The organism is Nocardioides sp. CPCC 205120 (assembly GCF_048654585.1).
Lineage (GTDB): Bacteria > Actinomycetota > Actinomycetes > Propionibacteriales > Nocardioidaceae > Nocardioides.
In genome coordinates, this window is sequence record NZ_JBMCYY010000002.1 from 274617 (window position 1) to 287330 (window position 12714).

The window sequence follows — 12714 nt, forward strand, 5'->3', positions numbered from 1 at the left end:
CCGGGTCAGCGGTCCAGCGGGGGCGGCGCGTACTGGGCGCCGCGGCGCACCGGGCCACCGATCGCGCAGCGTCCGTCGACGTAGGTCTCGAGCCGGTCCGTCGAGCGCGGGTCGCCGCGGTACTCGCGGTAGTCGCACTCCTGGGCACCCTGCAGCCACAGGTCGACGTTGAGCCAGCCGCCCTCGAAGGCGCTGGCGAACCGGCTCATGCCGTAGACCAGCGCGTCGGGCAGCGCCCGGAGGTGGGGCTCGCGCTCGTAGACGACCTGACCGAGGGTGTTGAGCTGGGTGAGGAGCGGCGGCAGCACGGGCCGCAGGTCGGCGACCAGCAGCTCGACGTTCGCGAGGTCGCTGCCGGTGCGGCCGAGGATCTCCCGGAACTGGGGGTCGAAGTCGCGCAGGAAGGCCGAGACGGAGGCCGCCGCGGTCGAGAACCGCTCGAGCAGCGGGATGTTGCGCTCCAGCAGCTCGCCGACCGTCTCGCCGTTCGTGAGCAGGCGCTGGGTCTCGGGGAAAGCGGCGTCGAGGGTCGCCGAGAGGTTGTCGGTCGCGTCGAGCAGGGTCTCGAGGTCGTCGCCGACGCCGTCGGTCGCCGCGCCCAGCTCGGCGAGCACGAGCTGCAGCTGGTCCTCGTCGATGACCTGGATGAACCCGTTGAGGCTCTCCGCGGCCTCGGCGAACGACACGGGGATGTCGACGGCCTCCGCCGAGATCCGGTCCCCGTCCTCGAGGTAGGGGCCCTCGTCGTCCTCGGGCCGGAAGTCGAGGTACTGCTCGCCCACCGGCGACAGGCTCCGCACCTGGGCCTGGGTCGACTCCGGGATCTCGGTGCCCTCGGACAGGCTCACCGTCGCGGTGACGCCCCCCTCCGGGTTGATCCGGATCGTGTCGACCGTGCCGACGCGCGTGCCGCGGTACGACGCCGCCGACCCCTCGAAGAGACCGCCACTGCGCGGCAGGTCGATCGAGATGTTCGCCGGCCGGCCGGTGAGCGGCAGATTCAGCACCGACGTCAGCATGTAGGACAAGGTCAGCGCGAACACGACCACGAGGCCGATGACGCTGAGCACGAGCTTGCTCGGCAGGAGGCGGGACATGTCAGCCACCGTTCGGCGTCGAGCCGCCGAGGAGGTCGCCCAGCCCCGGCAGCGGTGAGGTGAGGACGGAGTCGACCCGCAGCTTGAAGTACAGGTTGAGGTAGTCCGTCGGCGTGCGGTCGTCGAGCGTCGCGGAGAACGTGGCCAGGTCGTCGAGGGCGGGCAGCAGCTCGCCCTCGGCGGCCAGCACCGTGTCGAGCACCGGGCCCAGCTCCTCGACGATGAGCACGAGGTCGTCCCGGGTCCGCACGACGAGGTCGTCGGCGGTGATCGCCAGCGCGTCGGCGGAGCGCAGGAGGGCGGCCAGGTCGTCGGTGTTCTCCGTCAGGGTCTCCGCGGCCGGACGCAGGTCCCGCAGCGCCGCGTTGATCGTGTCCTCGCGGGCGTCCAGCGTGGCCGACGCCGCGGAGAGCGCGTCGAGCACCCGGTCGATCTCCCGGGTCGAGGCCAGCGCCTCCGCCAGGAAGACGTCCGTCTGCTGCAGCAGGCTCTGCGTCGCGCCCACGCGGCCGTCGAGCGCGGTGTTGAGCTCGCTGACGATCGTCTGGATCTGGCCGAGGTTGCCGCCGTTGACGAGCAGCGAGGCCGACGCCAGGGCGTCCTCCACGCTGGGCGCCACCGCCGTGCTCGCCTCGTCGACCGTGTCGCCGTCGGCGAGCACCTCGCCGTCGCCGTCCGGGGTGACCTCGACGTACACCTCGCCCAGCGCCGTCGTGTAGCGCAGGCGGAAGCGAGACGTCGTGGGGATCTCGATGTCGTCGTCGATGGCCATCGTGACGCGGGCCCGGTAGTCGTCCGGCTCGATCTTGATGACCTTCCCGACCTGCACGCCGTCGACCTTCACGCTCGCGCCGTCGGGCAGGTTCAGCGCGTCCTCGAAGCTGGCGGTGAGCTGGTAGCGGTCGGCGCCGGCCGCGGTGGGCCGCAGGTTGTCGACGCGGCTGCAGCCGGCGGCGGCCATCGCGACGGCCGTCGCCACCACCAGCGCGGTCGTGCCGCGGCGCAGCGGTCGGGCGGCCCCGGCGGGGGGGCGGGACCCGGTGCGGTTGCGGGGGAAGTGGGTCATGGCGTCAGCAGTCCTCCCAGCTGGCGCAGCAGCGCCAGCAGGTCCGGGCTGGTGCCGAGCTGCGCGCACACGTCCAGCGGCAGCGACGCGAGCGTGCTGCACAGGGCCTCCGTCACCGGCTGGACCGGCGAGAAGTACTGCGGCGGGAGCTTGACCAGCAGGCGGTTCTCGTCGGTGACCGCGTCGCCGACGTTGGTGAAGGCCATCGGCCCGATCTCGATGGTCTCCTCGAGCTGGGTGCGGTGGGCCGCCAGGTTCTCCAGCACCCGGGTCAGGCCCCGGGACGTGGTCGCGATCTCGGACCGGTTCTCCACGGAGAACCGGCCGAGCGCCTCGAGAGCGTCGCTCAGCGCGACCAGCGAGGCCTCGAAGTTGTCCTGCTCGGCCGCGAACAGCTCGGTGGCCTCGGTGACGCTCAGCAGGAACTCGTTGATCGTGCCCTGGTTCGCCGCCAGCAGCGTCGTCAGGTCGTCGAGGTCGCCGATCGTGCCGGCGATGTCGTCGCTGTTCGCCGACAGCGCGTCGGCGGCCTGGGCGAACTGCCGGATGGTGTCGTTGATCTGCGCCCCCCGGCCGTTGAGCGTGCCGGCGCCGACCTCGAGCAGCTGGTTGAGCGTGTCGGCATTGCCGTCGGGCCCGCGCAGGCCGTCGCTGAAGGTGCGCAGCGTCTCGAGCACCTCGTCGAACTCGATGGGCGTGCGGGTGCGCTCGACCGGGATCACCGCGCCGTCCTCCAGGCGGGGGCCCTCGGCGAACGCGGGGGTCATCTCGACGTACCGGTCGGTGGCCACCGAGCGCGACATGACGAGGGCGCCCGCGCTGGCGGGCAGGTCGGCGTCCGGCTCGATCTCGAGCGTCACGTCGACGACCTCGCCGCGCGGCTCGATCTCGGTGACCGTACCGATGGGCACGCCCAGCACGCCCACGTCGTTGCCGACGAAGAGACCGGAGGTGTTGGTGAACTGCGCCGTCACCTCGATCATGCCGTCGTCCCCGACCGAGCAGCCGCCGGTCGAGAGGAGCACGCCGCCGGCGAGGAGGGCGGCCGTGCGCGTCCGCAGGCGTGACCGCCCGCCCTGCTGGGCCCCGCTCATCGGACGCACACCCTTTCGATGACGCACTCGAGGTTGTCCGGCAGCCCGCCGGGCGTGTACTGGGCGAGCCACGGGCCGGTGCCCGCGCTGTTCGTGAAGTAGCGGGCGGTCGCCGGCAGGATCTCGAGCGCGGAGTTCAGCGCGCCCTCGTGCCGCTCCAGCACCGCCACCGTGGTGTCGAGGTCCGCCAGCAGCGGCTGCACGGCCTCCTCGTTGTCCTCGATGACGCCCGTCAGCAGCGTGCCCAGCTCCGTCATGTCGGTCAGGAGGGCGTTGATCGCGTCGCGACGCACGCGCAGCGTGTCGAGGATCAGGTCGCCCTGGCGCATCAGCTCGACGAGGTCGGGCGTGGTCTCGCTCAGCTGCTGGGTGACCTGGCGGGCCGCGCTCAGCAGGGTGGTCAGCTGCTCGGAGCGGCGCACCACGACCCCGGAGAGGTCCTGCACGCCGTCGAGCGCCGGACCCAGGTCGTCGGCGGTGACGTCGAGCACCGCGGTGACCTCCGCGAGGCTGCGCTCCAGCGCGACGCTGTCGAACTCCTGGAGCTCCCCCACGGCGCCGTCGATGGCGTCCTGCAGGTTGTAGGGCACCCGGGTCTGGGCCAGCGGGACGGTGTCGTCGGGCAGCTCGCCGTCGCCGGCCGGGGTCACCATGAGGAAGTGGGTGCCCAGCAGGGTGGCCACCTTGACCTCGACGGTCGTCTCGGAGCCCAGCTCGACGTCCTCGTCGAGCGTGAAGGTGACGCGGACGGCCTGACCGTCGAGCTCGATGTCGGTCACGTCGCCGGAGCCGACGCCCGCGACCTGCACCTCCTCGCCCACCCGGATGCCGCCGGTGCTCTCGAGCATCGCGGAGTAGGTCTTGGTGCCCAGGGACAGGCCGGAGGCCGCGCCGACGACGGCGGCGAGGAACGCGAGGACGGCCAGGCCGGCGAGGCCGACGCGGTAGCGGTTCGCGTTCGCGAGGTTCAGCTTGCTCATGACGACGTGCACGCTTCCGAGTAGGGGCCCCCGCTGCCCGGCACCCAGATCGTCGCCCCCGCGACGTCCACGCCCAGGTTGCAGAGGTAGATGTTGAGGTAGGCGCCGTAGGACATCGACCGCGAGTAGGCGCCCAGCAGCAGCGGCAGCGACTCCACGGTGCGGGCCACGCGGTCCTGCTCGCGCGCGAGCAGCGCCGCCGTGTCGGCCAGGCTGGCGACGTCGCGGGCCAGGGGGGCGCGGATGTCGGCGAGCAGGTCCGAGGTCGACGCCACGAGGTTGCCCAGGTTGTCGATCGAGTTGGCGAAGACGTCGCGCTGGGCCGCGAGGCCCGTCATCAGGTCGCGCAGCTGCACGACCGTGGCGTCGAACTGCGCCGACTGCTCGTCGAGGTTCTGCAGGACCGGCGTGAGGTTGGCCAGCACCTCCCCGAAGACCTGGTCCTTGCCCGCCAGGTACTCCGTCGCCTCGGCCGTGTTCTGCAGCAGCGACTCGATGGTGCCGGCCTCGCCCTGCAGCACCGCGACGATGTTGCCCGCGAGCTGGTTGACCTCGGACGGCTCGAGCACCTCGAACAGCGGCTCGAAGCCGTTGAGCAGCACCGTCAGGTCGAAGCCCGGCGAGGTGCGCTCGCGGCTGATCGGGGTGCCCTCGTCCAGCTCGGCGCCGCGGTCGCCCTCGGGCGCCGTCAGGGCGAGGTACCGCTGCCCCAGCAGGTTCTGGTAGCGCAGCGCGACCAGCGTCTGCTCGTACACGGGCTGGTCCTCGCGCAGCGAGAACGTCACCTCGGCCGAGTTGTCCTCGGCCAGCTCGATCGACTCGACGCGGCCGACCTTCACGCCGGCGACGCGCACGTCGTCGCCCTCGCGCAGGCCGCTGACGGCCGTGAACTGCGCCGTCCACTCGCGGAGGTCGCCACCGACGGTGTTCGTCATCATGCGGAACAGGCCGACGAACAGCACCAGCGCGACCACCGCGAAGATCACGAACTTGACCAGCGTGCTCTTGAGCCCGGTCACGTCAGCACCCCCGTCCCTGCAGGTCGCCGTACGACGGGCAGTCCGCCGCCCCGTAGGCGCGGGGACCCGTCAGCACGAGGTCCGCGTCGATGCGCACGTAGCGCCCGTAGCTCATGGCCTCGGTGAAGCCGCGGCCGAAGTCGGCGGCCGCCAGCACGCCCGCGACCACGTCGTCGCGCTCGTCGTACAGCACGTCGACGGTGACCGCGGTGCGCAGCAACATGTCGACGAGGGCCTGCTCGTTCTCCGTCAGCAACGCCCGCGTCTCGTCGAACGCCGAGGTGCCGTTGGTGACGAGCGCGGCGAAGTTGCGCTCCTGCTCGATGAGGGTGCGGGCCGCGACGAGGATGTCGTCGGTGGCCTCGAAGAGCTCCGGCGCGTAGCGCTGGAACGCCTCCAGGTTGGTGGACAGCAGCTCGAGGTTGCGACGCACGCGGGGGAACTCCGGGTTCAGCTTGGTCAGGTACTCGTCGAGACGCTCGATGGTGCGTCCCAGCTGCTCGCCGTTGCCGTCGAGGGCCTGGGCGAGGTTGCGCAGGGTGGTCGCCAGCTCGGCCGGGCCGAGCGCGGTGACGATCTGGTCGATGCTGTCCAGCACCTCCTGCAGCTCGAGCGTCTCGGCGCTGGTGTCCTGCGGGATCGTCTGGCCGGCCTGCAGGAACTCCGTCGTCTCCCGGGGGGAGGTGAGCTCGACGAACGACGTGCCGAAGACCGTGGCCGGCAGCACCCGGGCCTGCACGTTGCTCGGGAGGTCCGTCGACAGGTCGGGGTCGAACTTCACCCCCACCTCCACGTACGCGCGGCCCGTGTCGGCGTCGGCCTCCTCGCCGTGCTGGATGGACTGGACCCGCCCGACGATGACGCCCTGGAAGCGCACGTCCGCGCCCTCGCGCAGCGCGCCGCCGGCGTTGTCGAGCCGGACCATGCCGTCGAACTGCTCGGCGAACGCGCCGCGGCCCACCAGCACGAGGAGCGCCACGACCAGCCCGATGACGGCCACGCCCGCGGTGCCGCGCAGCACCAACGTGGCCTTCGCCGGCTCGCGGTTGTTGCCCTTGAGGATCTCCCAGATGCTCATGCGCTCACCCCGTGATCCTGAAGCCGGGGTCGTTGCCCCAGAACGCGAGCGTCAGCAGCATGTTCATGAGGATGACGACGACGATGCTCGCCCGGATGGCCCGGCCGGTCGCCTCCCCCACGCCCTGGGGTCCGCCACCGGCGTTGAAGCCGTACCAGCAGTGGATCAGCGTGACGAGCACGGCGAAGACGACGATCTTGACGACGGAGAAGAAGACGTCGCGCCCCGAGATGAAGATGTCGAAGTAGTACTCGTAGGTGCCCGAGGACTGCCCGAAGACGACGACCACCGAGAGCTGCGAGGCGATCCAGGAGCCGAGCAGGCCGATGAGGTAGAGCGGCAGGATCGCGAACATCGAGGCGAGCAGCCGCGTGGTGACGAGGTAGCGCAGCGGGTGCACCGCCATGACGCCGAGGGCGTCGATCTCCTCGTGGATCCGCATCGAGCCCAGCTGCGAGGTGAAGCGGCAGCCGACCTGCGCGGCGAGGGCGAGCGCCGCGATGAGCGGGGCCAGCTCGCGGGTGTTCACCGACGCCGACACGAAGCCCGTCAGCGGCGCCAGCCCCACCAGCTCGAGGCCGTTGAAGCCCTCGATGCCGAGCGACGTCCCCGCGGACAGCGACAGGAGCACCATCACGCCGATGGTGCCGCCGCCGACGATGATGGCGCCGGAGCCCCAGCTGATGTCCATCAGCTGGCGCAGCACCTCCTTGCGGTAGTGCACGAGCGTGTAGCGGATCGCGAGGATCGCGCGGACGGCGAAGGTGAAGAAGTCGCCGATCCGGGCCAGCCCTTCGGCCGGCGCGTCGAGGATCTTGGCTGCCATCGGTCCCTCCCTCAGGCGATCCGCTGCGGCACGAGCATGACGTAGGCCTGCGTCACCGCGACGTTGACGACCGAGAGCAGGATGAAGCTCAGCACCACGGCCTGGTTCACCGCGTCGGCCACGCCCTTGGGCCCGCCCTTCGCGTTGAGGCCCTTGTGGGCGGCGACGATGGTGGCGATGAAGCCGAACAGGGCCGCCTTGAACTCGGCCAGCAGGAGGTCGGTCGGCTGGGCGAACGAGATGAACGAGTTCAGGTAGGTGCCCGAGCTGACGTCGCCGCTGCCGACGTTGAGGAAGTACCCGGTGCCGATCGCCGTCACGGCGACGATCACGTTGAGCAGCAGGGCGACCACGATGGCGGCGAACAGCCGCGGCGCGACCAGCCGGTTCACGGGGTTGATGCCCATGACCCGCAGGGCGTCGACCTCCTCGCGCACCGTGCGTGCTCCGATGTCGGAGCACAGCGCGGACCCGACGGCGCCGGCGATCATCAGCGACGTCACCAGCGGGGCGCCCTGGCGCAGCACGCCGATGCCGTTGACGGCGCCGCTGAAGGAGATGGCGCCGATCTGGTTGGCGATGCCGCCGATCTGCACGGACACGATGACGCCGAACGGGATCGCGACCAGGATCGTCGGCAGCAGCGAGACCTTGGTCATGAACCAGGCCTGGAACAGCGCCTCCTGCCAGGAGAACTTGCGCTGGACGATGTCGACGAAGATCGCGCGGGTCGCCTCGACGGCGAGGATGACCATGGCACCGGTGGTGGTGATGCCGGCCTGCATCCGTCCCCGGAGGTCGCCCACCAGGGCTGCCCCGGGGAGGCTGCGGGTTGTTGCGGACACGGTGGCTCCTCAGCTCGGACGGGGGATGTCGATGGCGGAGCTCAGCAGCAGCGCCTTGGCGCGGTCACCGCGCACGCGCAGCTGACCGCGCAGCACGGCGGTGAGCGGGTTGAGGTGGCCGGTCGCGACGCGCAGGAAGTCCTCGCCCGAGCACGTCACCGTCGCGTCCCGGTCGGCGGTCGGGTCCTCGTCGACCGGACGGTCAGGGGCGATCGGGGTGACGGTGGCCGCCCCGTCCGCGACGCGCACGACGAAGCGGTCGTGGCCGCCACCGGGTGCCCCGGTGATGCGGAAGACGACCGTGAGGCGGACGAGCCCGGGCAGCCGCGGCTTGACGTGGTCGGGCAGGCGACGGGCCACCTCGGCCAGCACGACGTCCCGGAACGGCCCGGCCATGACGGCCCGCAGGTGCTCGGTCGAGACGCCGACGAGCACCGTGGACACGGCCCGCGGGTCGAGGGCGGCGGGCTCCACCAGCGGCTCCCCCGTGCCCGGGACGCGCAGCACGCGACCGGCCTCGAGCACCGTCGGCTGGTCGCCGGCGAGCTCCAGGCGCCCCGCGAGCATCTCGAGCGCCGCCTCCGCCTGGCCGGTGAGGAGACGCACGAAGCCGAGCGCCGTGACGCGCACGACGACCTCCGGGCGGCCGGGCACGGTGCGGCCCGCCGTGCCCGCGCCGGTGCGGACGTGCCCGCCCTCCACGACCACGGTGCGGCGGTGGACGAGCGCACCGCGCCGGGTGAGCTCGAAGGTGACGGCGCAGCGGGTGCTCCCCTCGGGAACGCCGGAGGCGGCCACGAGGGCGTCCACCAGCGCGTCCACGAGCGCGGCGCCGTCGGGTCCGGTCACGCGCTCGAGCACGAGGGTGTCGTCGGCGTCGCCCAGCAGGGCGAGGAGAGCGGGGCCCTCCAGCGCCAGCAGCTCACCCGCGTCGAGCAGCCCGCCCGGGGCGCTCACGCGACCACCACGACGACCGCGACGACCGGCGCGGCGCCGGGCCGCCCACGTCGGGACGCCGGCCGCGGGGCGCGACTGGTGAACATCTGGACTCCGTTCCACTCCCTCAAGCGGTCACAGGGGTAACGCCGGGTTCACCCTGGGGTTACGCGAGTCACATCGTAACCGTCGCAACCGCTGGTCCGTGGCGTGGCTCACGTTCCGGCGGGAGGAACCTACTCGCGGGTACGGGCGCTGCCAAGGGGCTCGCCAGCCCGTCCGCCGCCCTCCGACGACGATCCGGCGGCCGGGCGCGCGCGGTCACCGGCCGGCGCGGCGCACGGGCAGGTGGGTGCGCGGGGACATGCGTGCGCCGTGCCGCGGCCGACGCAGCCCCGCCATCGCCAGCAGCTCGGGCACCCGGGCACGGTGGGGGCGGTAGGGCTCCAGCAGCTCGGCCATCCCGGCGTCGTCGACGGGCTCTCCGGTCAGCGCCCAGCCCACGTCCTTCGCCACGTGGTAGTCGCCGAAGCTCACCGCGTCGGCGTCGCCGAGCGCCCGGCGGGTGGTCTCCGCGGCGGTCCAGACGCCGACACCGGGAACGGTGCGCAGGCGCCGCGCGACCTCGGCCGGCTCCAGCCCGACGGCCCGCTCGAGGGAGTCGGCGAGCCGCGCGACCCGGACGAGGGTGCGGGAGCGACCCGGGTCGATGCCGAGCGCCAACCACTCCCAGGACGGCACGAGCGCGAGGGTCGCCGGAGCGGGGGGCACGAGGAGCGGGCGGCCGGGCCGCACCTGCGCACCCGTCCGCGCCGCGCCCGCCACCGGCCGGTCCCCCGGCGCCGGCCCCGGGGCGGGCTCACCGTGGCGGCGCAGCAGCGCGGCGTACCCGGCGAACGCCTCCTGACCCGTCACCTTCTGCTCGATGACCGCGGGCACCAGCGCGTCCATCAGCACCCCGCTGCGTCCGAGGCGCCACGCGCCGTGGCGCCGCCAGACCTCCCGCACGACCGGGTGGTGGGCCTCGAAGCCGGCGACGTCGTCCGCCGCGCCCAGCAGCCCGGGGGCCGCGTCGGCGAGCCAGTCGGCGCCGGGCCCCCAGCACGTCAGGTCGACCTCGCCGTCGCCGGCGCGGGCGAGCACGCGCAGGGTGGCCGGGCCCTCGGGCGTGCGCTGGGCGCGCCAGTGCGCGCCGTCGGGGGTGACGGCGTACGACGGGTCCCCCGCCCCGTGCCGCTGCTGACGCAGCACGACGGTCGCCGGGCACGGCCACCCGGGCCGCCAGGTGCGTCGTACCTCCCGGCTCACCGCCCGCTCACCCGCCCTCCGACCGCTCGACCCGCACCTCGTCCCACCCCCGCGACGCTAGCCCGTCGCACCGACGTGCGGGCCGGGTCCCCGCCCGGTCCCGCCCCGCCGCCGGCCGTCGTCGCGCGGACATGCGTGCCACGCCCGTGCAACTGTGAGTTGCACTACGATGCGGCGCATGAGCGAGGCGGCGGCACCCTCCCCCGACGAGGCGGGCGGGACGACCCAGGAGAAGGCACCCGGCGGTGACCGGAGGCGGTCCGCGGCGGCGACGCGGCGACGTCGCCGCGAGCAGGACATCCTGGAGGCGACCCGGAGCCTCTTCGACGAGCGGGGCGTGCGGGACGCGCAGATCGAGGACGTCGCGCAGGCCGTCGGCATCAACCGCGCCATCGTCTACCGCCACTTCACCGGCAAGGAGGAGCTCTTCGCCCTCACCCTGGTGGGGTACCTCGAGGAGCTGCGCGACGCGCTCGCCGCCGGCGCCGCCACCTCCGAGCGTGCCGCCGAGCGGCTCGAGGCGGTCGTGACCGCCTTCATCGAGTACGGGATGAGCTACCCCGCGTTCGTGGACTGCGCGCAGACCCTGATGCGCCGCACCGGCACCGAGCTGCTCGACGAGATCAGCGAGAGCGCCATGCTCCGCCTGGGCCGGGGCATCTCCGGGTGCCTGGCGGTCCTCACCGGCGTGCTCGAGGACGGCGTCCGCTCCGGGGAGTTCTCGGTGGCCGACCCGATCCTGCTCTCCAACACCCTCTACGCCAGCGGGCTCGGCGCGCTCCAGCTCGCCCGGGTGGGCATCCTGGTCAAGGAGGCCGCACCCGGCATCCCGACGGTCTCGAGCATCTCGCCCGAGCAGGTGCGGGTCTACATGGTCACCTCGGCGCTCGCCCTGGCGACGACGCGGGGCTGAGCCCACACCTCCCGACGGCCGACGGCGGCGACCCCCACCCGGGGGCCGCCGCCGTCGTCACGTGCGGGATGGTGAGGTGGTGCCGGAGGTGCGTCGTCAGTCGGCCGGGCGCTCGAGGATCGCGGTCACGCCCTGCCCGCCCGCGGCGCAGATCGAGATCACGGCCTTGCCCTCGCCCTTGTCGGCGAGCAGCTTCGCGGCGTTGGCGATGATGCGCCCGCCGGTGGCGGCGAACGGGTGGCCGGCACCGAGCGAGGAGCCCTTCACGTTCAGCTTGTCGCGGTCGATCGAGCCCAGCGGCGCGTCGAGGCCGAGGCGCTCCTTGCAGAACACCGGGTCCTCCCACGCGGCGAGGGTGGAGAGCACCTGCGAGGCGAAGGCCTCGTGGATCTCGTAGAAGTCGAAGTCCTGCAGCCCGTACCCCTCGCGCTCCAGCATCCGCGGCATCGCGTAGGCCGGCGCCATGAGGAGGCCCTCGCCGCCGTGCACGTAGTCGACCGCGGCCGTCTCGTAGGCGGTGAGGTAGGCCAGCACGGGCAGGCCCTTCTCCTTCGCCCACTCCTCCGACGCGAGCAGCACCACGGAGGCGCCGTCGGTCAGCGGGGTCGAGTTGCCGGCGGTCATCGTCGCGGCCTCGCCCTTGCCGAAGACCGGCTTGAGCTTGGCCAGCTTCTCCGCCGTGGAGTCGGCGCGGAGGTTGTTGTCGCGCTCGACGCCGCGGAAGGGCGTGACCAGGTCGTCCTGCCACCCCTCGTCGTACGACGCCGCGAGGTGCTGGTGGGACGCGGCGGCCAGCTCGTCCTGGGCCTCGCGGGTGATCTGCCACTCGACGGCGGTCAGGGCCTGGTGCTCGCCCATCGACAGGCCGGTGCGCGGCTCGCCGTTCTGCGGGATCGTCGGCACGACGTCGGCCGGGCGGATGCGGGCCAGGGCGGCCAGGCGGCCCTTGAGGTCCTTGGCGCGGTTCGCGTCGAGGAGGATCTTGCGGAGGTTCTCGCCCAGCGCGATGGGGGCGTCGGAGGTCGTGTCCGACCCACCGGCGATGCCCGAGTCGATCTGGCCGAGGGCGATCTTGTTGGCGACGTAGATGATCGCCTGGAGACCGGTCCCGCACGCCTGCTGGATGTCGGTGGCGGGCGAGGTCGGCGCGAGCTTGGAGCCCAGCACCGCCTCGCGGGTGAGGTTGAAGTCGCGGGAGTGCTTGAGCACCGCGCCGGCGACGACCTCGCCGACCTGCTCCCCGGCGAGGCCGAAGCGGTCGACGAGACCGTCGATGGCCGCGGTGAGCATGTCCTGGTTGGAGGCGTCCGAGTAGACGGTGTTCGAGCGGGCGAAGGGGATGCGGTTGCCGCCGACGACGGCGACACGACGGGTCTGGGCCTGCATGTCGATCTGCTCCTGATCCTGGGGACGACGGGTGTGCCTATCCTGGCGGCGACCGCGGCCTGGGCGGTACCCGGTGAGCGCCAGGTCACGGAATGTGGACACCGAGTTGCACCACACGTTACTACTGGTGAGTAGTGTACTGCTCGCACATCATGCACCGTCTTGT

The 12714-nt window shown here is 72.6% G+C and carries 12 protein-coding genes; 1 reads left to right on the forward strand and 11 read right to left on the reverse strand.

Going from position 1 to position 12714, the window contains the following annotated elements; translation table 11 throughout:
• Positions 1-5: 5 nt before the first annotated feature.
• The 10 genes from ACOACO_RS12375 to ACOACO_RS12420 all read right to left on the reverse strand — a co-directional run bounded on the left by ACOACO_RS12375 (position 6) and on the right by ACOACO_RS12420 (position 10192).
• Positions 6-1097 (reverse strand): MlaD family protein, encoded by a 1092-nt coding sequence (locus ACOACO_RS12375; RefSeq protein ID WP_420296580.1) that lies wholly within the window; start codon positions 1095-1097, stop codon positions 6-8.
• 1 nt (position 1098) lies between these two features.
• Complete coding sequence (locus tag ACOACO_RS12380) at positions 1099-2163, reverse strand: MCE family protein (RefSeq protein WP_420296581.1); 1065 nt, start codon at positions 2161-2163, stop codon at positions 1099-1101.
• Positions 2160-3257, reverse strand: coding sequence for an MCE family protein (locus tag ACOACO_RS12385; RefSeq protein WP_420296582.1), 1098 nt, complete (start codon positions 3255-3257; stop codon positions 2160-2162). Before ACOACO_RS12385 ends, ACOACO_RS12380 begins: the two co-directional genes overlap by 4 nt.
• Entirely contained in the window at positions 3254-4237 is a 984-nt protein-coding gene (locus ACOACO_RS12390; protein WP_420296583.1) for an MCE family protein, read from the reverse strand. Before ACOACO_RS12390 ends, ACOACO_RS12385 begins: the two co-directional genes overlap by 4 nt.
• Positions 4234-5256 (reverse strand): MCE family protein, encoded by a 1023-nt coding sequence (locus ACOACO_RS12395; RefSeq protein ID WP_420296584.1) that lies wholly within the window; start codon positions 5254-5256, stop codon positions 4234-4236. The genes ACOACO_RS12390 and ACOACO_RS12395 overlap by 4 nt, the downstream gene beginning before the upstream one ends.
• 1 nt (position 5257) lies before the next feature.
• Positions 5258-6334 carry an MCE family protein gene (locus ACOACO_RS12400; protein ID WP_420296585.1) on the reverse strand — a complete coding sequence of 359 codons (1077 nt, stop codon included), beginning with the start codon at positions 6332-6334 and terminating at the stop codon, positions 5258-5260.
• A gap of 4 nt (positions 6335-6338) precedes the next feature.
• Positions 6339-7160: an MlaE family ABC transporter permease gene (locus tag ACOACO_RS12405; RefSeq protein ID WP_420296586.1), complete on the reverse strand. Its 822-nt coding sequence runs from the start codon at positions 7158-7160 to the stop codon at positions 6339-6341.
• 11 nt (positions 7161-7171) lie between these two features.
• Positions 7172-8005, reverse strand: a complete 834-nt coding sequence (locus ACOACO_RS12410) for an MlaE family ABC transporter permease (RefSeq protein WP_420296587.1) — start codon at positions 8003-8005, stop codon at positions 7172-7174.
• Positions 8006-8014: 9 nt separating this feature from the next.
• Positions 8015-8962, reverse strand: coding sequence for an SCP2 sterol-binding domain-containing protein (locus tag ACOACO_RS12415; protein ID WP_420296588.1), 948 nt, complete (start codon positions 8960-8962; stop codon positions 8015-8017).
• Positions 8963-9262: 300 nt separating this feature from the next.
• The gene (locus tag ACOACO_RS12420) at positions 9263-10192 is read right to left on the reverse strand and encodes a DNA-3-methyladenine glycosylase family protein (RefSeq protein ID WP_420296589.1); all 930 of its coding nucleotides are present in this window, start codon (positions 10190-10192) and stop codon (positions 9263-9265) included.
• A 235-nt stretch (positions 10193-10427) separates the two neighbouring features.
• Here ACOACO_RS12420 and ACOACO_RS12425 point away from each other — a divergent pair, with 235 nt between their 5' ends.
• On the forward strand, positions 10428-11162 hold the full coding sequence (locus tag ACOACO_RS12425) for a TetR/AcrR family transcriptional regulator (protein ID WP_420296590.1): 735 nt from the start codon (positions 10428-10430) through the stop codon (positions 11160-11162).
• A gap of 96 nt (positions 11163-11258) precedes the next feature.
• Here ACOACO_RS12425 and ACOACO_RS12430 read toward each other — a convergent pair whose 3' ends face one another.
• A complete protein-coding gene (locus tag ACOACO_RS12430) occupies positions 11259-12548 on the reverse strand; it encodes an acetyl-CoA C-acetyltransferase (RefSeq protein WP_420296591.1) in 1290 nt (429 codons plus the stop codon).
• Between the last annotated feature and the right edge of the window lie 166 nt (positions 12549-12714).